The sequence below is a fragment of the Clostridium sp. TJA020 genome (genome assembly GCF_058310295.1).
Genome location: NZ_JBZEFC010000004.1, coordinates 137,141 through 161,037 on the forward strand (window position 1 = coordinate 137,141; position 23,897 = coordinate 161,037).

Here is a 23,897-nt window from a genome sequence, read left to right on the forward strand (position 1 = left end):
AATTTGACTTCTTAAATAATTAAATAACATTTCCTTAATAAATTCTTAAAAGTTTTAAGGTTAAATTAAAAGGCTAAACTATTAAAGCTTAGCCTTTTTTATTATAAAGTTTATTATCTTTTTTCTTTTAATGAAGTTTCAATTATATCATCTATTAATCCACTATATGAAATATTTATTCCAGCTGCACTTTTTGGGAATAAGCTGTTTTTAGTCATACCTGGTAAAGTATTAACTTCTAATATATATGGAACCTTATCTTCTGTTACTATCATATCAACTCTTGCATATACTGAACATTTTAATGCTCTATAAGTTAAAAGAGCCATTTTTTCAACTTCTTCATGTAAATCTTCTTCTAAATTTATTATAAACTCATCAGCTCCACCATCTTGATATTTTGATTCAAAATCAAAAAACTCTGATTTTGGTTTTATAGCAAGTACCGGATACATTTTATCATTAAATATAGGACAAGTTATTTCTTCTCCTTTTATAAACTTTTCAATCATAACTTCTGTATCCCATTTAAATCCTTCTTCTACTGCATGTAAAACTTCACTTTTATCTTTTATAATAAATGTTGCAACACTTGATCCACCGTGTGTTGGTTTTATTACTACTGGATAACCAAGTTCTTCTATTTTATCATAATCTATTTCTTCTACACTTCTTACATTTATCCAAGGTGCTGTTCTAACCCCCGCTGCTTTTAAAAGACTTTTTGTCATATCTTTATCCATACAAGCTGCGCTACTTAATGGGCCACAACCTGAGTAAGGTATATTTAAACATTGTAAAACTGATTGAACAGTTCCATCTTCACCAAATTGACCATGAAGTGCAAGTAATGCAAAATCTATTTTTTCATCTCTAACTTTATTTATTATATCTTCTTTTTTATCTATAACAATTTTACAAACATCATATTTACTAGTATCTATATTTTCTAATATTGATTCTCCACTGTTTAATGATATCTCTCTTTCTGATGAGATACCCCCCATTATAACTCCAACTTTCATAATGTACCTCCAAAAGCATATAAATTTTCAACTTATAATATTATATCACTATATTTTATAAAATGCATAAATTTAATATGAAATTTGCATTTATTTGTAGAATAGTATATTGTTATCATAGTAAAATTTTATAGGAGGATTTTCATATGAATAATAAAAATAAAGCTATTATACTTATGATAATATCAGCTCTTTCATTTGCTGTTATGAGTACATTTGTAAAGCTTGCTGGCGATTTGCCATCAATAGAAAAAAGTCTTTTTAGAAATCTTGTAAGTTGTATAGTTGCTTTTTATGTTATAAGAAAAAGCGGTGATAGTTTATTTGGTAAAAAAGAAAATAGAAAATTTCTAATTGGTAGAGCTCTTCTTGGAACTCTTGGAATTATAGCTAACTATTATGCAATAGAACATTTAATATTAGCTGATGCTAATATGTTAAATCAACTTTCACCATTTTTTGTAATAATATTTTCTAGCCTTTTCTTGAAAGAAAAAATTACAAAAAATCAATTTATAATTTTAATAACTGCATTTCTTGGAAGTTTATTTATAATAAGACCTTCCTTTAGTTTAGAAATAATTCCTGCTTTAGTTGGATTATCTTCAGCTATATTTGCTGGGGCAGCTTATACTTTTGTTAGATTTTTAGGTAATCGTGAAAAAGGTCCTACTATAGTATTCTTTTTCTCATTATTTTCAATATTATTTACATTACCTTTTGTAATCATAACATTTAAGCCTTTTAGTATAATTCAATTATTTTATTTATTAATGGCTGGAGTAGCTGCATCTGTTGCTCAATTCTCATTAACTTCAGCATACAAATATGCACCAGCAAAAGAAATTTCAATATATTCATATACACAAATAATATTTACTGCCTTTATAGGTTTTATTTTATTCGGACAAGTGCCAACTAAATTTAGTTTTATTGGTTATGCAATTGTAATTATTGCTTCAATAGCTATGTTTATATATAACAATAAATTATCTAAAAAAGCATAAAAATATAAAAAAGCTAAGGTAAATAGCCTTAGCTTTTTTTTACATATATTGTTTTTTATCCTTCCATTTACAAATATGATTAAGAGGACATTCAAAACATTTTGGTCTTTGTGATGAACAGCATCTTCTTCCATGAAAGATTAAAAGATGATGCGTTAAAGACCATTCTTTCTTAGGTAATTCTTTTTGAAGTTGCTTTTCTACTTCTAAAACATTTTCTGAATTAGCTAATCCTAGTCTATTAGAAACTCTAAATACATGTGTATCAACAGCTATAGATGGAATATTAAATGCATTTGATAAAACCACATTTGCAGTCTTTCTTCCAGCTCCAGCAAGTGATGTTATTCCTTCCATTGTATTTGGAACTTCACCATTAAAATTTTCTTTAAGTTGTCTTGCCATAAGAACTAAGTTTTTTGCTTTATTTCTATATAAACCAATTTGTTTTATTCTTTTTTCAAGATCTTCATTAGTTAAAGTTAAAAATGAATCTAAATCTCCATAATCTCTAAAAAGACTTTCTGTTACTTCATTAACTTTTTTATCAGTAGTTTGAGCTGATAAAATAGTTGCCACTAATAATTGAAAAGGTGTTTTATAATTTAATTCACATTTTGCATCTGGATAAGTTTCTTTTAATATATCAAGTATTTCTTTTGTTCTCTTCTTCATAATTCACACCCCACTTTTTCTTTTAAATAAACTCGCCCTAAAAATATTAGAGCGAGTCTTAAAATATTATTTGTATACACCTCTATAACTTTCTGGCAATTCTTTAGCTATAGATTTCATTAAAAATTCCATACATCTATCATCATATTCATGCTTTGTTTCTTCTTTTTCTTTTTTAGGTAAAGTTACTGGATCACCAAAATTTAAATATACATCAGCATCTTGCCAAACCTCTCCACCCATATCTCCATCTTTGCATATAGGTAAAAGTTTTTCTGTTCCTGACATACCTATTGGAATAACAGTTACATTTTTTACCTTAGCAAGAAGTAGTATTCCTTTTTTCCCCTCAATCATAGCACCTGTTCTACTTCTTGTTCCTTCAGGGAATATTAAAAGATTTTCTCCACCTCTTAATACTTTAACCATTTTTGTCATAGCTTCCTTATCAGCTGTGTTTGGTTTTATTGGAATATTTTTAACCATTTTTATACCTATATTAGTTATAGGATCTCCTGATAACTTAACTCCAGCTACAAAATATGGGTCAAAGTCTTCTTTTAAAATTTTATTTAAAAGTAATCCATCAGAATTACTCAAGTGATTACATATAAAGACTATAGGGCCTTTTATATCTTTTATTTTTTCATATCCACTGATATGTAAATTTGCATGTTTTTTTATGTACCCGTCAGTAATTTTCTTTCCAACGTACACCACTAAGCTTTCTGGTAACATTCCTATAATCTTCGCCATAAATGGTGATAACATAAAATCCCCACCCACTTCCTATAATATTAATCAATCTATATTATATTCTAGATGCTTATAAAAGTCTATCTATATAATTATTTATATAAGGAGATTCACTTTTTATATTATCTATACTTTCTTTTTTTAATTTAAACTTTCTTATTATAGCATTTCTTATTAAAATATTTTTTCCTCTCCATCCACAAGATGTAGTTTTATAAAATTCTTTAAATATTTTATTGTTTAAATTTATTATAAAATCCTCATTATCATTTTTCATAAATTCTTTTACTTTAAAACTTTCTATATTTGAGAACTCTATATGTTCATTATATGGACATTTTAATTGACAGCTATCACAACCAAATATTCTTCCATTTAATAAATTCAATTCATTATCATTTAAGTCCTTCTTTTGAGTTAAATATGAAACACAAATATTAGTATTTTTTCTAAATTTATTAATAGCTTTAGTTGGACATTCCTTAAAGCAAATAGTACAATCACCACATTTTTTATATTCCATAGATTCTTGTAATGTAATTTTATCCTCTTCAAATATTTCCAAATCAGTTATTATTTCTCCTAAAAAAACATAAGAACCATATTTTTCTGTTATTATCATATTATTTTTACCAATAAAGCCTATACCTGCTAAACTTGCAATATATCTCTCAGGAAGAGAGTTACTATCTACTAACGCTATGCTATTTCCACCTAAACTATTAATAAATCCACATATTTTTTCTAAGTATTCATGTAAAACTTTATGATAATCTTCTCCTTTTGTATAAATAGAAAAACCATTATTTTCAAAGTTTTCTAAATTAGCATAAGGGAAAGCTATTGATATAATAGTCTTCCCCTCTTCCATATATATATTAGGATTTATTCTTTTTTCTATATCCTCTTCTTCAAATTCATTTTGAAGATTTAAATCCTGTCTTTCTTTTAAGAAGCCTTTTAGTTCTTCAAATTTTCTGCACTTTATAAATCCAACTAAATCTAAATTTAGACTGCTGCAAAATTTTAAAATTTCATTTTTTATATCCATTTTCAAACACACTTTCTAAAACCTATATTTAAATTATCATTTCATTATATATATCTTTATATTTTCCTTCAACATCTTTAATAGTTATAATTTTAGAATTTACTTTTTTAACTACCTTTGCTGGTATTCCAACTGCTGTTTTATCATCTTCTATATCTTTTAAAACAACTGAGTTAGCTCCTATTTTAACATTATCTCCAATATTTATAGGTCCTAAAACTTTAGCACCACTCCCTATTATAACATTATTCCCAATAGTAGGATGTCTCTTTCCTTTATGCTTACCTGTTCCACCTAATGTTACTCCATGATATATAGTAACGTTATCACCAACTTCTGCTGTTTCTCCAATTACTACTCCCATTCCATGATCTATGAATAAACCTTTTCCTATAGTAGCACCAGGATGAATTTCGATTCCAGTAAAAAACCTACTTATTTGAGATACTAATCTAGCTAAAAAAAATAATTTATGCTTATATAATTTATTTGATATTCTATATGCAATTAATGCATGAACAGATGGATACAATAATAATACTTCTATTTTACCTCTTGCTGCTGGGTCTTCTTTTAATATTCTTTCCAAATCATAATTTAAATTTTTAAACATAACAGCAGTTCCTCCTTTAGATTTTAAAATTTTCTAATAAAGTCCCATTGATAAATATTTTTCTCCACCGTCTGGTGCTATCGCTAAAACTTTTTTACCTTTACCTAATCTTTTTGCTATCTTTTTAGCTGCAGCTATAGCACTTCCAGAAGATATTCCAACTAATACTCCCTCTTCTTTTGCAAATTCTCTAGCAGCTTCAAATGCTTCTTCATCTGTTATTGAAATTATTTCATCAACATATTTACTTTCATATATTGCAGGAATAAATCCAGCTCCTATCCCTTGTATTTTATGCGGCCCTGGTTTTCCTCCACTTAATACTTTAGAATTTTCTGGCTCAACTGCTACAGTTTTTAATTCTTTTATTTCTTCTTTTAATTTTTTTGATATACCTGTAACTGTTCCTCCTGTTCCAACACTTGCAATAAAAACATCTAAATCCTTTATATCGTTTAATATTTCAATAGCTGTAGTTTCATAATGTTTCTCTTTATTAGCGCTATTCTCAAATTGTTGTGGCATAAAATATCCATCTTTATTTGAAAGTTCTGTTGCTTTTTCTATTGCTCCTTTCATACCTTTGCTTCCATCTGTTAATATAAGTTCAGCTCCATAAGCTCTTATTAAAGCTCTTCTCTCTTCACTCATAGTATCTGGCATAACTATAATTACTTTATATCCTTTAAGTCTTCCTATCATTGCAAGAGCTATTCCTGTATTTCCACTTGTTGGCTCTACAATAACATCACCTTTTTTTAATAAACCATCTCTTTCTGCCTTTTCTATCATTCCAAGAGCAGCTCTATCTTTTACACTTCCACCTACATTAAATTTTTCAAGTTTTACGTATATGTCTGCACTATTTTCGTCTATACTATTCATTTTTAATATTGGTGTACTTCCTATCATTTCTAAACTATTTTTGTAAATCATATTAATACCTCCCAAAAACTTTTAATTTTATGTATAAAAAAAACTCCCTCTCTAAATATAGAGACGAAGTAACTTCCGCGGTTCCACTCTAATTGAATTAAAATAATTCCCCTTAAAAATTCAAGTACATAAAAATACTTTATCGCTATAACGGGCGAATCCGGAAAATCTTACTAAACTTTCAGATTACAACTCCAAAGGGCACTTCATATAAATTCTTGATAAAAAGCTCTCAGCAACACTTTTCTCTCTGTAATCTTCCTTTATACTACTTTCCTTTTTCACAGTTTTTAATTCAGAGTATTTTGATATGTTTTATAATATTATTATATTCTCTTTTATTTTATTGTCAACAACTTTTATAAAATTTTAAATTAAATTAAAAAGTGTAGTAATATTGTTTAAATAAAAATTTAAACAATATTACTACACATATATTCTAATACTTTTCTTTTGGTTTTCTATTCTTCTTTTTCCATAATGGATATAAATACTCATCTACTATATCATGAATTATAACTATACCAATAAGTTTTTCATCCTCATCAATTACCGGAACAGATAAAAGGTCATATTTATTCGCTATTTCTACAGCTTCATCAATATAATCTTCATGTTTTAAATAATTGATATTTGTCTCCATTATTTCACTTAATTTATTACTTCCATCACTTAATATTAATTCTCTTAAAGAAACTGATCCTTGTAATTTATCCTCATTATCAGTTATATAAATATAATACATAACTTCTTCGTCAGGTTGCATCTCTTTTAATATATCAACTGTTTCTTTAACAGTTATATCTAAATTTAAAGATATAAAGTCTTTAGCCATTATACTACCAACAGTTTCATCTTCATATTCTAAAAGTTCTTTTACTTCTTCAGCATCCTCTTTTTCAAGATTTACTAATATTTTTTCTCTTTCTTCTTCATCTAGTTCATCTAAAAGGTCTGCTATTTCATCACTTGGCATATTTTCTAAAAGTTCAGCTGCTTTACTTTCTGATAATTCCTTAATAATTTTCCCCTTATATTCCTGATCTAATTCTTCTAATGTATTTGCAGCTAAATCATCATCAAGTGATTCAAATACTTGTTTTCTTGATTTAGTATCTAGTTCTTCTAATATATCAGCAAGGTCTGCTGGATGTAGTTTAGAAAGCTTCTTATATGGTACTTGTAACTTTAAATTATTATTTATCATTTCTAATGATTCAACATCATCCCACATTAAAACTGTTTCTTCAAAACTTTTTCCAAGTAATTTATATATTGGCTTAACTAAAAAGCTTATCCCCATTCTCTTGTATCTAACAAGCGGTCCAGTTTCAACAGCTACTACTCTATATTCTCCTGCAATTTTAGCTATTCTTAAATCATCAACTCTAACTACCTTTTTTCCATTTATATCAACAATCTTTTTATCTAAAAGATGTCTTGATAAAAGGTAACTATAAGTTCTTGGCAAGATTTCTTTACTTCCCTTTGTATCTATTATTACTTTTCCATCAGCCTTATAAAAATTTATATCTCTAAATTCATAGTGATATATAGAACCATCTCTCTTTACTTTATAACCAATTATTTTTGGATATCCTTCTTCTGTTGTTACATATACATCCTTTAATACTCCCATAGTATCATTAAATTCATCATATATTTTTTTACCTAATATATCTGTATAAGAAAATACTGTCATTTGCTTCATTATAGCTCTCCTCCTTATTGCCTATAAGGGAAACCTTTAAACTATTAAATCATGACAGTACAAAAAGTTTGTAAATTAAATAGAAGTCTCCCTTAAGACATTATTGAGTTTTGGGTTGTCATTTAAATTGGGTCCAACCTCCATTTATTAATTCACCATCCTTTTTATTAAAATTTATAAAAATAAAAAATGGCTTTGTTATACCACAAAACCGCCTAAAGTTTTAAATAATAATTTTATATTATAAACTTATTCTATACTTACATTATATTATATTAAGATTAAAAGGCAACTACTTTTATAACATTTATTATTATTTAAACGTTTTTACACAACTATTTAAGCTAATTAATATTAAAGATTCGCCAAATATAGAATATGGAATAGGATTTATTCCTATCATTATAAGTATAATATCTATTAATATAAAGACTATTATTATCATTAATTCAATTAATTTATCTTTTAAAACATTTTTCTTATTTAAGAATAAGGTTCCCAAAATAAGTAATGATACTAAAATTATAATAAATGATAAATTTATATATATATTATTATTTAACTTTATCATATATCCAAACATATTATTTAGTATTATTTTTCCTTGACTAAATTTAATAAATATTACATATAAACATATACATATTAAACTTAATAAATATATTTTATTAAATGAAAAATTATCTATTCTAAAATAAACATAATAAATGCAAATTATAACTAATGGAACTATTAAATAATCTAAATATACTATTCCCTTCAAATTATATGCTAAAGATGAGTCTTTTACTATACTCATAAATAATATAGATAAATTTCTAATAAATATTCCAATCATACAAGGTATAAAAAATATTTTTATTTTTATAGGTGAATTTTTATAAAATTTATTTATTGCTATTAAAAATAAAAAAAGTATAAGTAAAATCTGTACATAATATATAATACTTATCATATTAAACACTCCTAAATACAAACTATGTTACTTATACTTATTAAATATTATTTTATTTTATTCCTTTAATCCTAAAACTTGTATTCCACCCTTTATACATTTTATATCAAGAGGGAAGTCAGGACCCTTTTCTCCATCTATATCAGTTACTATATCTTCATCACATTCTACTATAACTTCATCAGTTTTAAAGTGAATTACTTTATCTGATTCTAAATGATCTCCTCTTAATACTTTTAAAAAAAGAGGTAATAATTCTATAACAGGAACTGCTTTAAATAAAATTAAATCTAACTTTCCATCTTGTATATCAGCTTTAGTAGCTAAATTAAGATTTCCAGCTGTTCTACCATTAAAGACTAATAACAAATACATTTCCCCATTATAATTAACTTCTTTTGATTTTAAAGTTACATTTAATTTTCTAAAATTAGGTAACTCCTCAATTCCTTTTATATAGTAAGCAAGCTTTCCAATAGCATTTTTAAGATGTACATCAGTCTTCTGTGATACATCTGTAAAAAGTCCCGTACTTGCAACATTTATAAAATATTTATTATTTATTTTACCTATATCAACTTTTTGAGGTATTGAAGTAAGAATTCTAACACAAGCATCTTTTACAACTTGAGGCATATCAATAAATTTACCAAAGTCATTTGCAGTACCAACAGGAAGTATAGCTATAGGTATATTAACACCTTTTTTCATCATAGCATTTAAAACTGAATCTACAGTTCCATCTCCTCCAGCTATTAGTATATGTGCATAATTATTATCAATACAATCTAAAGCTTCACTTATATCTCTTCCTCGTTCTATTCTATAAGGAATTATTGTGTAACCATATTCTTGATATATTTTTATTATATTATCTAATTCATTTATTATTGCGTTCTCTCCAGAGTAAGGATTATAAATGAAACGTACCCTTTTCATTATTATTCCCCCTTTAGTCAAAGTTAACTAATATTATACATTTTTAAGAAAATATTGTCTACTTATATTTAACTTAAATACAATTAATAATTATTTCTAAAGTCTATCTAAAGATTTTATTAAAATTTAATTTTTTCTTATATTTAAGTAATTTGTATGCTATAATTACTAACTGTAAGTTATTTATGATTTTTAGGAGTGGTTATATGAAAAAAAGTTGTATTCCTAACGTATTTACTTTTATAAATTTATCATGTGGAGTTCTTTCTCTACTTTCAACATTTGAAGGCAAATACGTTCAAGCATCAATATTAGTGTTGCTTGCAGGATTAGTAGATAGGTATGACGGAAGAGTTGCTAGATACTTAAATGTGTCAAGTGAACTTGGAAAAGAATTAGACTCATTAGCAGACCTTGTATCATTTGGAGTTGCTCCTTCTATTTTAATCTATACTTTATTTAATTTTAAATATCTAGGACCATTTGGAATAATAGGTTATGCTATTCTTTTAGCATTCCCAATCTGTGGTGCATTTAGATTAGCTAGATACAACGCATCTACATTTACTGGTGTATTTACTGGAGTTCCTATTACAATAGTAGGTTGTTTTATGTCATTATTCGCAATTATATCATTTTATATCAAAATAGAAAATATAAACGTATTTATTCCAGTAATACTTATGATTTTAGGATCTTATTTAATGGTAAGCACATTAAAACTTAAGAAATTATAGTATTTTAATATCTCAGATATTTTTAAGTATCTGGGATATTTTTTATTCATCTTCATCTCTTATTGTATTTGCTGTATCATTAAATAAATTTAGCTCTGTATCTATTTCTGTCTGTATTATGCTCTTTATTCCGTTTTTTGCTTTTCCATTTGTATAACTATCAAATACAACATCATTTTTTATCTTACTATATTTTAAATAATTGTGTTGATGCTTATTTATAACATCCATTATTTCATCAATCTTCTCTCCAACTGCATCAACCCTATTAATTGCACTTTTAACTTCCTTATCTTTTCTTCCATATATATTATTAAGTTCTGCCGCACCAGCAACTAATAACCTATATGAATCAACATAGGACTTTAATAAATCAGATAATCTTCTAAGTTCTTCATATTGTACATCCATTGCTTTTTTTGGCATAAAGTACTCCTTCAAAATAGTTCTATATTTTTATATTATTTTTTTTTAAAATTTTTATTCCATTAATTTAAATACAAATTATTATACAAATTAATTTTATATAAAATAAAAATAGGGCTGCTAAAAACAGCCCATATATTACTTATTTAAAGTAATTTCATCTGAAAATTCTACATCAGTGTTTATCCATTTTAAAAAATCATCTTGTAATTTTTTATTATTTTTCATTTCTGTTTCACAGCTTATTTTATCTTTATATTTTAAGCATCCATTTGCATCTTTATTTCTATAATCAAATTCAATATCATTAAAATCTTCTAATTCATCATTTAATACATCTACTTTAAAAAAGAATTCATTTCCATCAGGATATCTACAATACATAAAGCTTCCTCCTATTTATTTACCTTACAATAATGCTTAAAATATGCTCTCTCATATTTACATAATGGACAAACAGCAGGCGCTTCAGTTCCTTCATGTATATAGCCACAATTCATACACTGCCAATAAGTGATTTCATCAGACTTAAACATTTTACCTGTCCTTATTCTTTCACAAAGAGCTAAAAACCTTTCTTTATGTTTTTCTTCAACTTCTCTAAGCTCTCTATAAAACTCAGCAATTTCTTCAAAACCTTCTTCTTCTGCTATTTTTTCAAATTCTTTATAAATATTTTTATCCTCTTCATTTTCAAAATAAGCCGCATCTATTAAATTATCTTCTGTTGAACCAATTTTGCTTAAATATTTTTCAAAAACCTCTCTTGAATGAGCATATTCATTTCCTGCAGTTTCATCAAATATTTCTGCAACCCATCTAAATCCTTCTTCTCTAGCTTTTTCTGCATATAAATTATATTTACCTCTAGCTCTTGATTCTCCAGAAAAAGTTTTATAAAGATTTTTTTCTGTTTTACTTCCCTTTAACTTCACGGTAAACTCCTAATAATATTATTTTCTATTTATTTTATTCTTATCTTTTAAATTTGTTCCCTTCTGATATGGCTACCTTGCCATTCTCACATATAAGAATAAACTCTTCTCCATTTCTATCTTTAGTATTAAGTCTTACTCTATATCCCCAAAGCTTTCCTAAATACCTTAATGTTTCTTTAGCATAAGATAATTCTAGTTCTCTGCCGTCAAAAACATGTTCTAAAGTTAAAGTATAATCTCTCTTATTTAAGTCTATAACCCTAATATGAGGTATACTTCCTATTCCAGAAGAAAATGCTAAATTATCTCTTATACTTTCCCATCCTATATCATCTGAAACTTCTTCAACAACAAAATCAAAACTCCTTCTTCCATATTGAAAAAGATTAAGTTCCTCACATAATTCCTTTGTAAGATATCTTCTTATAAAAGAAGCATCTCTTTCAAGAGCTCTAACTTCAAATACCTTTTCTCTTCCATATCTTTTTTCTAAATCCATAAATATTTTAAAACCTATATAATAAGGATTTAATCCACCAGGTATTGGAGATACTACATCATTATGCCTTTTTAAAAACTCAAGATATAAATCTTCTGATAATCCTAAATTTTTTAATATATTATAATGACAAAAACATGCAAAGCCTTCATTCATAGTTTTAGTTTCTATTTGTGGTAAGAAGTATTCTGTTTCTCTTTTCACTATTCTTAAAATATTTTTTTCCCACTCCTCAAGTTTTCCATATTCTATTATAAAGCCAACTACATCATCTCTTGGCTCTAATGGAATCTTATCAACTTCTGGTTCTTCAATTTTAATATCACTATCAAGAAAATCTCTATTTACTATTTTATCTTTATAATCCTTTATTCTTCTATCTCTTATTTCACTATCACTTAATTCTTTTACACCTATAGATCTTTTTATGCTATATTTTACAGCATGAGCTGCATCTAATATTTTTTCTACTTTATCATATCCTATATTAGGATTATTTATATATCCTCTAATTATATCAGCATCTAATTTAAACATTTCTAATGCTCTATCAGCATTTGTTCCTTCTTTAAATAATCTATTATTTTTAAAAAAGTCATTATGTCCATAAACATGTGCCATAGTTAATATTTGAAGTAATAAAGTATTATCTTTCATAAGATAAGCAAGACAAGGATTTGAATTTATCACCATTTCATAAGGTAAACCAGTAAGATTTAATGAATATAAAGTTTTATTTTTCTCGTAAGCTTTTCCATAACTCCAGTGTGGATATTTAGAAGGCATACCAATATATGCTTCATATCCTATCATTTCATTAAAACCTATTACTTCAAACTCTTGAGGATAGTAGTCTAATCCTAAAGCTTTAGCTTCTTTTTCTATTTTCTCATTCCACATTTCTAAATCTTTTAAATTATATTCCAAGAAAATCTACTCCTCCCCCATCTCCTTACTTAGCATTTGTCTAAGTGCTTCCCATAAATCCTTTTTCTCTTTTACTATAACTGTAACAAAATTATCTTCTTTTATTTCTTTATTAAATCTATAATACATAGTTGTTGAATAGGTTGATGGTAAAAGTTCTGCATATCCAAACATATTACTAATACTACAAAGCTCTTTTACAGATTCCATAGCATTTTCATTATCTTCAGTCCAGTTATCTCCATCACTTGCGTAAACAGGATAAATGTTCCACATCTCTTTAGGATATTTCTCTTTTATAACATCTAAAGCTAAATTAAGTCCACTTGATATATAAGTTCCACCTGATTCTGCTTTATGGAAAAACTCATATTCATTAACTCTTTTAGCAACTGTAGTATGTGATATAAACTCAAATGCTAAATTATTATATTTTCTCCTTAAAAATCTAGATAATACAAAGAAAAATGACCTTGCTAAATATTTTTTTGTACTATCCATTGAACCAGATACATCCATTATAAACACCATAACAGCATTGCTTTCTCTCTTTGGCTTTTGTTTAACTCTGTAATACCTTAAATCATCTTCTCTAAATGGAAATCTTCCAATATCAACTGGTTCATTATTATTCCTTAATTCTTTAATAGCTCTTTTTTTCCCCTGCTTTCTAGCTATTTTAGACATTACAGTTTTCTTTTTTGCAAGTCTAGGTCTTATACCATATCTTTGATAACCACTTCTTCTACCTGCACTTTCACTTATTATTTCTGAATATTTCTTCTTATCTAAATTAGGAAGATTTAAATCTTCTGCTATATAATCTAATAATTCATCTAAAGTAACTTCTGTTTCATATATATCATCACCTTCTGAATTACCAGCACCTTTATTGCCTTGACCTTTACCTTGTCTTCCTTGACCTATTTTATCTCCACGCTTTTCTTCACCAGTACCAGTTGCAACACCTTTTGAATTTTTACCATAAACAAACTGATATTCTTTAATTCCTCTTATAGGAATTTTAAATTTTTTATTTTTACTTTCTCCAATAATGCTTTCTTCAGATAAAATATCACCTAAATTCTCTTTAATGGATTTTTCTACTAATTGCCTATGCCTTCTTCTATCTTCAATAGATCTATCATGGTCTATTGGATTTATAGTATTATCTCTAAATATAGCCATAATTTTTATCTAATCTTTCCATAAATTATTAGCAGCATATTTTAAGATTACATCACAGCAATGTAGACAGTAACCATTTTTTTGCATTTCTTCTACCATAGCATTATATTTTTCAGTTTGCTCTTTATCTCTTACTCTTGATTTTGTTATTATTCTTGAAAGATCCTTGACTGATGCCATAAGTTTCTTTTCTATAGCCTCTTTAATTGGCTCATAAGATGTATATTCCATCTTTCCACCATTTCTAACTAAATAGAACATATATGATGTTACATCAGCTCTAAATCCTTTAGCTGATGATTCAGATACTCCTATTTGTTCTTCTATACTTCTCATAAATTCTTCATCTGGATTTAATTCTTCTCCAGTTGATAAATCTTTTATTTTACTCTTATTTACAAATGCTTCTGCATTATCTATATAATTATTAAAAAGGCTTTCTGCTTGTTCTCTAAACGAATGTATAAACGCCTTTGTAATTTCTTTTTCTAAAATTTTATTGTATTCTTTTCTAATTGTGTCTTGAATAAATCCTAAATATTTTTTCTTGTCATCAGATCCAATATCCATTTCTTTAACTGATTTAATTATGCTTTCCATTATACTAAGTGGATTTATACAATTATGCTCTGAGTTTGAAAGAGCATTATCTATTGATTTAATTATAAATCTTGTTGAAATTCCCTTCATTCCTTCATAAGAACCTGCTTCTTCTCTAAGTTCTCCTATATCAATTCTCTTAGTTGATCCTTTTTCAACTATTTCTTCACCATTATATATTTTAAGTTTAGTTATAGGATCTACTTTATTTGAACCTGTAAGTCTTGAAAGAATCGCAAACATAGCAGCTATTTCAATTGTATGAGGTGCTATATGAGCATTAAAACTACTCTTTCCTAAAATCTTTTTATAAATTTTAACTTCCTCATCAAGTTCTAAACAATACGGAACTTCTATTTTTACTATTCTATCTAATATAGCTTCATTTGTATGGTCTGCTTTAAACTTGTTCCATTCAGCTTCATTTGAATGAGCTACAATTACCCCATCAAAGTAAATCATTGAACCTTTACCAGGTGAAGGAACTGATTTTTCCTGAGTGGCAGTAATTATTGTGTGAAGATATTCAACATCATTTTTAAATACTTCTATAAATTCAACCATTCCTCTATTACCAACATTAAAAGCACCATTTAATGAGAAAATTCTTGGATCATCTTCTGGATACATGTCCATTTTAGAAATATCAATTGAACCTGTTAAAATTGAAGTATCTTGGTTATTAGGATCAACTGGTGGAACTACACCGATTCCTTTTCTTGACCTTATAGAGAAATTTTTTTTCTCTATAAGCATATCTTCATATTTACCTCCATACTCATGTGTAAGTCTATATTTACATACTGGACATAAATCTCCTTCTATTTTCACACCAAGTAATTCTTCAAACTCTGGCCTTAAATGATTAGGAATTAAATGCAGAGGTTCCTCATGCATTGGACATCCCTTTATACTATAAATAGGCTCACAATGTTCAAGAGCTTTTTTTAATGATTCAACTAAAGATGATTTACCAGCTCCAACAGGACCTACTAAATATAGAACTTGTCTTGATTCTTCACCTCTCATTGCAGCTGAATGAAAGTAATTAACAAGTTTCATTAAAACTTTATCAATTCCAAAAAAGTCATCTTTAAAAAATCCATATTTTCTTATTACTTCATTTCCATAAATTCTTTTTACTTTATAATTATCTTCTCCCTTTAAAACTTCTACTCCATCTTTTAAAATAATGTCATAAAGCCTTTTATGAGATAACTTTGCAATTTCTGGATTCTTCTTAACTATTTCTAAATAATCAAGAAATGTACCATTAAATTTTTCTTTTTCTCGGCTTTCTCTATCACTTTTAATAAACTCTTTAAAATCCATATAGCGTCCCCTCCCTTTGTTAAAATATATTCATTAAGTAATATAATCTATACCAAAAATAATTAGAATTTATAACTTTTAACAATACCCATCTATTTACATTCTAAAAATTCTCATATATAATTTAAATATATTTTAATAAAATTAAATAAAATCAAAAACTTTGATTAGAAAAATATGGTCTATTTAACTTATACAGAGAATTGTCTTTTTAGCTGAGAGAGACTTTAAAGTAATTTACCAATACAAAGTGCCTCTATGAGTTCTTTAATTGAAATTTATTTAAAGTAGATTAAAGCGTGAACGCACGTTATAGCGTTATATAATTTTGAGTTATATGTTTTTACATATAAACAGAGTGGGACCGTGGAAGCTATTACTTCTGCCTCTGTATTTTGGAGGCAGAAGTTTTTTTATGCTTATAAAAAATTTATAAAAAGGGGGAATTTTTTTGAAAAAATTATTTAACAATTTAATTTTTAAGCTTCTTTTAGGAGTTGTCATAGGTATTATAATTGGTAATATCGCCTCTACTTCAGTAATTGGTGTAATAGTTACCATAAAATATATACTAGGACAAATTATATTTTTCTCAGTTCCATTAATAATTTTAGGATTTATTACTCCATCTATTGCAAAACTTAGAGAAAATGCAGGTAAACTTGTAATGTATACAGTTCTTATTGCTTACCTTTCATCAGTGTTTGCAGCACTTTTATCTATGATTGCTGGATATAATTTAATTCCTAAGCTTTCAATAGCTTCAAATGCATCTGGTCTAAAAAAACTTCCAGATTTATTATTTAAGCTAGATATACCACCTATTATGAGTGTTATGAGCGCCTTAGCTTTAGCATTACTTTTAGGATTAGCTACTGGTTGGACAAAATCAGATTTATTTGAAAAACTATTAGATCAATTTCAAAATATTATATTAAGCATTGTAAATAAAGTAATTATACCAATACTTCCATTTTTTATAGCAACAAATTTTGCTGCTTTAACATATGAAGGTGGAATAAAAACTCAATTACCAATTTTCTTTGTTGTAATTTTAATAGTTTTATTTGGACACTTTATTTGGCTTTCTGTTTTATACATAATAGGAGGAATTATTTCAAAAGAAAATCCTTGGGAAGTTGTTAAATATTATGGCCCTGCATATCTTACAGCTGTTGGTACTATGTCCAGTGCAGCTACATTACCAGTGGCCTTAGAGTGTGCTAGAAAATCCAAATCACTTAGAGAAGATATAGTTGATTTCGCAATACCACTTTGTTCTAATATACATTTATGTGGTTCTGTTCTTACTGAAGTTTTCTTTTTAATGACAGTATCACAAATATTATATGGAAAACTTCCTAGTCTTCCAACAATGATATTATTTATATTTTTACTTGGAATTTTTGCAATAGGTGCACCTGGTGTTCCAGGAGGAACTGTTATGGCATCATTAGGATTAATTATAAGTATATTAGCTTTTGATGAGGCTGGAACTGCTCTTATTTTGACTATATTTGCACTTCAAGATAGTTTTGGAACAGCTTGTAATGTTACAGGAGATGGGGCAATTGCTCTTATGCTTACAGGTATCGCTAAAAAGAAAAATTTATAATTTTAAAACTTTAAAGTATAAATTTATTTAAATTATATTTAAATAAAAATAAACTAATAGAATATTATATAGATATAGGATAATTCGTATAAATTATTATAAATCCTATATCTATTTTTAATTTCTATCAGTTTACTTTTTTAAAAGTTATTAAAATTTTTTTACTTTATATTTATTGTATTTTCAAAATAATATAACCATAAATATAATCTCTATGTCATACTTTTTATTAAATTTATTATTTCTTCTCCATATTTTAAAAGTTTTTTTTCACCCATACCTCTAACTTTCATAAGTTCATCTTTATCTTCTGGCTTTTTATTTGCAAGCTCTATAAGGGTAGAATCTGAAAATATTATATAAGGTCTAATATTCTCTTTTACTGCTTTAATTCTTCTCCATGATTTTAAAGCATTATATAGTTCCTTATTTAATATCTTTTCACTATCTTTTTCAATTTTCATAAAAACTTTTTCTTCTGACTTTAATACTTTAATTGATTTATTATTTAATATAAGCATAGAATATGTTCCTGGCTTTAAATTTACATATCCAAATTGTATTAAACCTTTTATTATTTCTCTTATAAATTTATTACTATATTCTTTCATAAGTCCAAAAGTTGTAATACTATCTAATTTATTTTGTATTATTTTTGGTCCCTTTATTCCCCTTAATATATCAACTAAAACAGATATTCCAAATTTTTCTCTTGTTCTAAATATAGTTGATAAAATAATTTGACTTTCTCTTGTAAAATCCTGAATTTCATCGCTATTTATGCAATTTGTGCAATTATTACAAAAATCGGTAATATATTTATTATCAAAATACTTTAGTATAAATTCTCTATAACATCCCTCATATTCAGCATAATTAACTATAGATTGTAGTTTTCTAAGAGCTACTTCACGTCTATCAATTACACTACTTTTATTTATTAGAAACTCAACTCGCCTTATATCTTCTCTTGAATAAAAAAGATAGCAATCACATTCTTCTCCATCTCTTCCGCCTCTCCCAATCTCTTGATAATAGCTTTCTAAATTTTTAGGCAATGTTACATGAACTATATATCTTACATTGGATTTATCAATTCCCATTCCAAAAGCATTAGTTGCAATCATTACTAACTTTCTTTCATACAGAAAATCTTCTTGTGACTCATGCTTTAATTCATCAGACATTCCTGCATGATATTTTAAAACACTATATCCTAAATCTTTAAGATTTTCATATATAATTTCCACTTCTTTTCTTGAATTACAATATACTATTCCTGATTCATCTTCATGACTCTTTATTATACTTTTAAGTTCTTCTTCTTTATAAGCTTCCTTAAGTATATGTATATTTAAATTACTTCTATTTATATCTCCTAAGTATATGTAAGGTTTTTTTAATCCTAAAAGCCTTATTGAATCTTTTCTAACTTCATCTGTTGCTGTAGCTGTAAATGCAGAAACAACTGGTTTACTTTTTAAATTATCACAAAATTTATTTATATATCTATAACTCCGTCTAAAATCATGTCCCCATTCTGAAACACAATGTGCTTCATCTATAGCAACTTGAGATATATTTAAATCATTCATCATATTTTTAAAATAATTTGACTCTAGTCTTTCTGGAGATATATATATAATCTTATAAAGACCTAATGAACAATCTTTAAGTATCTCTTTTATTTCATCATTATTTAATGTGCTATTTATATAAACTCCATTTATGCCTATTTCTTTTAAATTATCCACTTGATCTTTCATAAGTGAAATTAAAGGGGATATTACAATAGTAATTCCTTCAAATAATATTGCTGGAATCTGATAACATATAGATTTACCACCACCTGTTGGCATAAGACAAAAAACATCTCTCTTATTTAATATAGTATTTATTATTTCAAGTTGTCCTTCTCTAAATGTTTTATATCCATAGAACTTATATAAAGCATGATAAACCTTCTCTAAATTATTCATTTTAGTCTATCCTCCTCATATATTTCATATAATTAGTTATACCATCTTACTTTAACAAATTCCACTTAAATATAATATTATTTTTACAAATTTAGTTAATTAAATTAACCATATGATAACATTTACATGATATAATATATATATAAATAAAAAACATTTCTCGTACTAAAAGGAGGAGATTTTATGAGTCCATTAAGTCATTTCGTTGATTTTTTATTACCAGTTGCAATGATAATCTTCGGGGTATTATTTGCTATCAATCCCCCAAGTGATATAAATGAAAATTATGGCTTTAGAACAAAGCGCTCTATGAAATCTAAAGAAGCTTGGAGATTTGCAAATACTCAATTAGGTAAACTCTGGATTATTCTTGGTATTGTTTCAATTATTTTTATTGGTATAATTAAATCAACATTAAATCTTACAGATGATTTAGTATCAATGATTGGTTTATTTGGAACATTATTCTCTATATTTATATCACTTGGTATTGTTGAAGAAGAATTAAAATTAAATTTTGATAAAAAAAATAAACTTAAATAAATTTAAAGTGGCGAAATATTTCGCCACTTTTTGTATTTATACAATCTTCCATTTTATAATTATAGAAATTATACTTAAATCTTCATCTTTTTCAGCCCATATCTCATGTCCTTGTTTTTCAACTAAAATTTTAGTTATAGCAAGCCCAAGTCCAGTATTTTGTCCTGTTCTCATTCTATCAACAGTAAAAAATCTCTCAAAAATTCTATCTACATCTATTTCTTCTATTTCATCTGTTCTATTAGAAAATTTAGTTATTATATAATCATTTTCTTTTTTTAATGATATGCTTACACAGTCTTTTGCATATTTTAATATATTATTAATTAAATTTGTAAATATTCTATTTATAGCTTTTTTATCGCCATATACTTTGTATGAGTTTTCATCTATATCTATACTAGGTTCTATTCCCTTACTTGATATTTCTTCATAAAAGGCTGCTATTATTTCACACAATATATTGTTTAAATTAACTTTTTCTATATCTAAGTCATACTCATTAGCTTGAAGTCTTGATAAATCATAAAAACTTGATATTAAGTTTTTAAGAACTATAGACCTTTTTTCTATTATATTTAAATATTCTTCTTTTACATCCTTATCAATACTTTCATCTTTAAGTAACTGAACATATCCAATAATTGATGTTAATGGCGTTCTTAAATCATGTGATATATTTGCTATAGCCTGCCTAAGTTCTAAATCCATACATCTATATTTTTCTTCTGTCTCTTTTCTTAAAATTATACTTTTATTTATTTCTATTATTAATTTTTCAATTTCTATACTAGGATATTTAATCTTAAGTAATTCATTTGTTTTTCTATTATTTAATTTTTGAACATCAAACCTTAGCGCTTTTATATTTCTTATTAGTAAAATTAAAAATATTATTAAAATAATAATTATAAATAATAAGAATACTATTATTATTCCTTGCAAATTAATCACCAACATCTATTTTCATAATTTATTTTATTTCCTGTCTATTAAATATAAATATTCCTATTGAAGTAAATATCACTGTATATATAATTCCACCTAAAACAGAAAATAATAAAGTTATATTACTTGTATTTATTGAGCCTACATTAGATAATAATGTAGTTAGCAAAATATTATTAAGAATATTAAACTTTTTCCATACAAAAGTCTCCATAATCCAAACTATACCACCTATATTTCCAATGACTAAATAATATATTAAATAAATTATTCCTCTTTTTATAGTTATAGCTAATAAATTTGCAATGGAAATTCCAGCTATATATAAAGGTATTGAACACAAAAATCTATTTATAATGTTGCTTAGCAAACTTATAGACATTCCATCAGATGGCAAAAACATTAATGCTATAATTAATGCTATTATACAAATAATCATACATATGAAAGCTAATATTATTTGAGCTATAAATTTTCCTAAATATATTTCAGTTCTAGTTAAATTTGACACTATAATATTTTTATATGTACCTTCTCTATAATCATCTAAAAAAACAACTGCAAATACCATAACAATCATAAGAATAAAATTAAAGGTCATTCCAAAGCTTCCTATAATAATTTCTCTTGTTATACCTTGACCATCAAAAAAATCAATTCCTAACATCATTAAAGCAATCAATCCTATAAGTGCAATAAGTAACTTATATATAAATGATCTTTTACTATACTTATAAAGCTCTGCTTTAACTAGATTAAGCATTTTTATCACCTCCAACTAATTGTAAAAAATAATCTTCTAAATTACTTCCAATCCTTTGGAGTTGATATACCTTTATACCTTCTTTTACTAACATAGAATTAACTATATAAGGTTCATTTATAAAATCATAAATTCTTAAATTATTTCCATTTAATACATCATAAGATTTACAGCCTAATTTTTCTAATACAACTGATGCCTTTTCAGAGTCGTCCACTTTTATAGATATATGATGTCTACATTTTTCCTCTAATTCTTCCGCTGATAATTCTTCTATAAGTACTCCATTATCTATAAATCCATAACATGTTGCAAGTTGAGAAAGTTCACTTAATATATGGCTTGAAATTAAAATAGTAGTTCTTTTTACTCTATTAAGTTCTATTAAAATATCTCTAATCTCTTTAATTCCCATTGGATCTAATCCATTTATTGGTTCATCTAATATTAAAAAATCTGGATTACCAAGTATTGCAAGAGCTAAACCTAATCTCTGCTTCATACCAAGAGAAAAATCTCTAAACTTTTTATTTCCTGTTTTATCAAGGCCAACAATTTTTAATGTCTTATCAACTGAATCCTTCTCTACAATTCCCTTTTGAATTCTATAATATTCTAAATTATCTTTAGCACTTAATTTCGGAAAAAACATTGGAGTTTCTATTATTGCCCCAATTCTCGAGTGTTCTTTTATTCTTTCTTTTTTATTTACTTTTCCAAATAACTCTATTTCACCTGATGTTTCATCTGTTAATGATGTAATCATCTTAATTATGGTTGTTTTTCCGGCACCATTTCTACCTACTAAACCATAAATATCTCCTTCTTTTATAGTCATATTAATATTATTTACTGCAAATTTATTTATATATTTCTTTGTTACATTTCTTGTAATAACTATATTTTCTCTCAAAATTTTTTCACCTTCTTATTAATGTTTATATATAGAGTCTAATGTAAATTTTAAAAGATATATTAAATTAAACATTAAGAAAGTCTTAATTAAATATTATTAGCATGTATTATTGTAACTTAAATCCAATTCCCCATATTGTTTTTATATAATCATTTTCTTTATCTATCTTATTTATTTTAGAACGTATATTACTTATATGTACATTTATAGTATTATCATCACCTAAAAATTCTTCATTCCATACTGATTCAAAAAGATTTGCCTTTGTAAACACTTTATTAGGATTTTCTAATAATAATTTTAATATTGATAATTCCTTTGCTGTTAAAGGTATTAACTCACCCTTAACTTTAACTTCTAATTTTTCCTTATCTAATTCAATTTCCTTATATCTTAAAACAACTTCTTCTTCAAACTTTTCTTGTGGAAATTTTTTGTACCTTCTAAGTTGAGCTTCAAGTCTTGCAAGTAATTCTTCTATATTAAATGGTTTTGATATAAAATCATCCGCACCTATTTTTAATGCATTTACCTTATCTATTTGTGACGTCTTAGCTGATATAACTATAATAGGCATAAATTTTTCTTCTCTTATTTTTTTTATTATATCTTCTCCGCTTATTCCAGGTAACATTAAATCTATAAGCACAGCATCATAATCATAAAGTTCTATGCATAATCTTCCTTCACTGCCTGAAAAAGCTTGAGTAACATTATATCCTTCTTTAGTTAAAATTCTATATATTAATCCATTTATATCTTGATCATCTTCAATTATTAAAATTCTTTCTTCCCCTATGTTTTTCATCTTATCCCTC

Annotated in this window: 24 protein-coding genes and 1 other annotated feature; of the genes, 4 read left to right on the forward strand and 20 right to left on the reverse strand. The window is 26.1% G+C overall.

The features are described from left to right. Positions 1 to 113: 113 nt before the first annotated feature. On the reverse strand, positions 114 to 1,025 hold the full coding sequence (locus AC4FQ1_RS08570) for a D-alanine--D-alanine ligase (protein ID WP_491149084.1): 912 nt from the start codon (positions 1,023 to 1,025) through the stop codon (positions 114 to 116). Between the two features lie 146 nt (positions 1,026 to 1,171). Here AC4FQ1_RS08570 and AC4FQ1_RS08575 point away from each other — a divergent pair, with 146 nt between their 5' ends. Beyond that, on the forward strand, positions 1,172 to 2,032 hold the full coding sequence (locus AC4FQ1_RS08575; RefSeq protein WP_303130094.1) for a DMT family transporter: 861 nt from the start codon (positions 1,172 to 1,174) through the stop codon (positions 2,030 to 2,032). Positions 2,033 to 2,071: 39 nt separating this feature from the next. Here AC4FQ1_RS08575 and nth read toward each other — a convergent pair whose 3' ends face one another. The 8 genes from nth to AC4FQ1_RS08615 all read right to left on the reverse strand — a co-directional run bounded on the left by nth (position 2,072) and on the right by AC4FQ1_RS08615 (position 9,668). Then, entirely contained in the window at positions 2,072 to 2,707 is a 636-nt protein-coding gene (nth, locus tag AC4FQ1_RS08580) for an endonuclease III (RefSeq protein WP_303130097.1), read from the reverse strand. 66 nt (positions 2,708 to 2,773) lie between these two features. After that, positions 2,774 to 3,478 carry a lysophospholipid acyltransferase family protein gene (locus AC4FQ1_RS08585; protein ID WP_303130099.1) on the reverse strand — a complete coding sequence of 235 codons (705 nt, stop codon included), beginning with the start codon at positions 3,476 to 3,478 and terminating at the stop codon, positions 2,774 to 2,776. Positions 3,479 to 3,533: 55 nt separating this feature from the next. After that, complete coding sequence (gene queG / locus AC4FQ1_RS08590) at positions 3,534 to 4,514, reverse strand: tRNA epoxyqueuosine(34) reductase QueG (protein ID WP_491169473.1); 981 nt, start codon at positions 4,512 to 4,514, stop codon at positions 3,534 to 3,536. Positions 4,515 to 4,542: 28 nt separating this feature from the next. Continuing rightward, the gene (epsC, locus tag AC4FQ1_RS08595; RefSeq protein WP_303130102.1) at positions 4,543 to 5,127 is read right to left on the reverse strand and encodes a serine O-acetyltransferase EpsC; all 585 of its coding nucleotides are present in this window, start codon (positions 5,125 to 5,127) and stop codon (positions 4,543 to 4,545) included. Positions 5,128 to 5,160: 33 nt separating this feature from the next. Then, complete coding sequence (gene cysK / locus AC4FQ1_RS08600; RefSeq protein ID WP_303130104.1) at positions 5,161 to 6,063, reverse strand: cysteine synthase A; 903 nt, start codon at positions 6,061 to 6,063, stop codon at positions 5,161 to 5,163. Positions 6,064 to 6,119: 56 nt separating this feature from the next. Next, positions 6,120 to 6,357: a binding site (T-box leader), on the reverse strand. A 145-nt stretch (positions 6,358 to 6,502) separates the two neighbouring features. After that, positions 6,503 to 7,774 (reverse strand): magnesium transporter, encoded by a 1,272-nt coding sequence (locus tag AC4FQ1_RS08605; RefSeq protein WP_303130106.1) that lies wholly within the window; start codon positions 7,772 to 7,774, stop codon positions 6,503 to 6,505. Between the two features lie 313 nt (positions 7,775 to 8,087). After that, positions 8,088 to 8,729: a hypothetical protein gene (locus tag AC4FQ1_RS08610; RefSeq protein ID WP_491169474.1), complete on the reverse strand. Its 642-nt coding sequence runs from the start codon at positions 8,727 to 8,729 to the stop codon at positions 8,088 to 8,090. 57 nt (positions 8,730 to 8,786) lie between these two features. Continuing rightward, positions 8,787 to 9,668, reverse strand: a complete 882-nt coding sequence (locus AC4FQ1_RS08615) for a YegS/Rv2252/BmrU family lipid kinase (protein ID WP_303129186.1) — start codon at positions 9,666 to 9,668, stop codon at positions 8,787 to 8,789. Positions 9,669 to 9,874: 206 nt separating this feature from the next. On the opposite strand from AC4FQ1_RS08615, the gene pssA reads away from it, so the two are divergent. Continuing rightward, positions 9,875 to 10,405, forward strand: coding sequence for a CDP-diacylglycerol--serine O-phosphatidyltransferase (gene pssA, locus AC4FQ1_RS08620; RefSeq protein ID WP_303129187.1), 531 nt, complete (start codon positions 9,875 to 9,877; stop codon positions 10,403 to 10,405). 42 nt (positions 10,406 to 10,447) lie between these two features. On the opposite strand, the gene AC4FQ1_RS08625 is transcribed toward pssA, so the two are convergent. The 6 genes from AC4FQ1_RS08625 to AC4FQ1_RS08650 all read right to left on the reverse strand — a co-directional run bounded on the left by AC4FQ1_RS08625 (position 10,448) and on the right by AC4FQ1_RS08650 (position 16,315). Beyond that, positions 10,448 to 10,831, reverse strand: a complete 384-nt coding sequence (locus tag AC4FQ1_RS08625) for a hypothetical protein (protein WP_303129188.1) — start codon at positions 10,829 to 10,831, stop codon at positions 10,448 to 10,450. Between the two features lie 138 nt (positions 10,832 to 10,969). Further along, positions 10,970 to 11,215, reverse strand: a complete 246-nt coding sequence (locus AC4FQ1_RS08630; RefSeq protein ID WP_491149095.1) for a hypothetical protein — start codon at positions 11,213 to 11,215, stop codon at positions 10,970 to 10,972. Between the two features lie 11 nt (positions 11,216 to 11,226). Continuing rightward, positions 11,227 to 11,766: a rubrerythrin family protein gene (locus tag AC4FQ1_RS08635; RefSeq protein WP_491169475.1), complete on the reverse strand. Its 540-nt coding sequence runs from the start codon at positions 11,764 to 11,766 to the stop codon at positions 11,227 to 11,229. A 40-nt stretch (positions 11,767 to 11,806) separates the two neighbouring features. After that, positions 11,807 to 13,195, reverse strand: coding sequence for a SpoVR family protein (locus AC4FQ1_RS08640; RefSeq protein WP_303129192.1), 1,389 nt, complete (start codon positions 13,193 to 13,195; stop codon positions 11,807 to 11,809). A gap of 6 nt (positions 13,196 to 13,201) precedes the next feature. After that, positions 13,202 to 14,383, reverse strand: coding sequence for a sporulation protein YhbH (yhbH, locus tag AC4FQ1_RS08645; RefSeq protein ID WP_491169476.1), 1,182 nt, complete (start codon positions 14,381 to 14,383; stop codon positions 13,202 to 13,204). A 9-nt stretch (positions 14,384 to 14,392) separates the two neighbouring features. Further along, on the reverse strand, positions 14,393 to 16,315 hold the full coding sequence (locus AC4FQ1_RS08650; protein ID WP_491169477.1) for a PrkA family serine protein kinase: 1,923 nt from the start codon (positions 16,313 to 16,315) through the stop codon (positions 14,393 to 14,395). A 451-nt stretch (positions 16,316 to 16,766) separates the two neighbouring features. On the opposite strand from AC4FQ1_RS08650, the gene AC4FQ1_RS08655 reads away from it, so the two are divergent. Beyond that, entirely contained in the window at positions 16,767 to 17,930 is a 1,164-nt protein-coding gene (locus tag AC4FQ1_RS08655; protein ID WP_303129196.1) for a dicarboxylate/amino acid:cation symporter, read from the forward strand. A gap of 212 nt (positions 17,931 to 18,142) precedes the next feature. Here the strand turns inward: AC4FQ1_RS08655 and recQ are convergent, their stop codons facing one another. Next, a complete protein-coding gene (gene recQ, locus AC4FQ1_RS08660; protein ID WP_491169478.1) occupies positions 18,143 to 19,909 on the reverse strand; it encodes a DNA helicase RecQ in 1,767 nt (588 codons plus the stop codon). Between the two features lie 183 nt (positions 19,910 to 20,092). Here recQ and AC4FQ1_RS08665 point away from each other — a divergent pair, with 183 nt between their 5' ends. After that, positions 20,093 to 20,452 (forward strand): SdpI family protein, encoded by a 360-nt coding sequence (locus AC4FQ1_RS08665; protein ID WP_303129198.1) that lies wholly within the window; start codon positions 20,093 to 20,095, stop codon positions 20,450 to 20,452. Positions 20,453 to 20,488: 36 nt separating this feature from the next. On the opposite strand, the gene AC4FQ1_RS08670 is transcribed toward AC4FQ1_RS08665, so the two are convergent. The 4 genes from AC4FQ1_RS08670 to AC4FQ1_RS08685 all read right to left on the reverse strand — a co-directional run bounded on the left by AC4FQ1_RS08670 (position 20,489) and on the right by AC4FQ1_RS08685 (position 23,887). After that, positions 20,489 to 21,397 carry a sensor histidine kinase gene (locus tag AC4FQ1_RS08670; protein ID WP_491169479.1) on the reverse strand — a complete coding sequence of 303 codons (909 nt, stop codon included), beginning with the start codon at positions 21,395 to 21,397 and terminating at the stop codon, positions 20,489 to 20,491. Between the two features lie 28 nt (positions 21,398 to 21,425). Then, positions 21,426 to 22,163 (reverse strand): DUF2705 family protein, encoded by a 738-nt coding sequence (locus AC4FQ1_RS08675; RefSeq protein ID WP_303129203.1) that lies wholly within the window; start codon positions 22,161 to 22,163, stop codon positions 21,426 to 21,428. Then, complete coding sequence (locus tag AC4FQ1_RS08680; protein ID WP_303129204.1) at positions 22,156 to 23,076, reverse strand: ATP-binding cassette domain-containing protein; 921 nt, start codon at positions 23,074 to 23,076, stop codon at positions 22,156 to 22,158. Before AC4FQ1_RS08680 ends, AC4FQ1_RS08675 begins: the two co-directional genes overlap by 8 nt. A 109-nt stretch (positions 23,077 to 23,185) precedes the next feature. Then, positions 23,186 to 23,887: a response regulator transcription factor gene (locus tag AC4FQ1_RS08685; RefSeq protein WP_303129205.1), complete on the reverse strand. Its 702-nt coding sequence runs from the start codon at positions 23,885 to 23,887 to the stop codon at positions 23,186 to 23,188. Positions 23,888 to 23,897 lie beyond the last annotated feature (10 nt).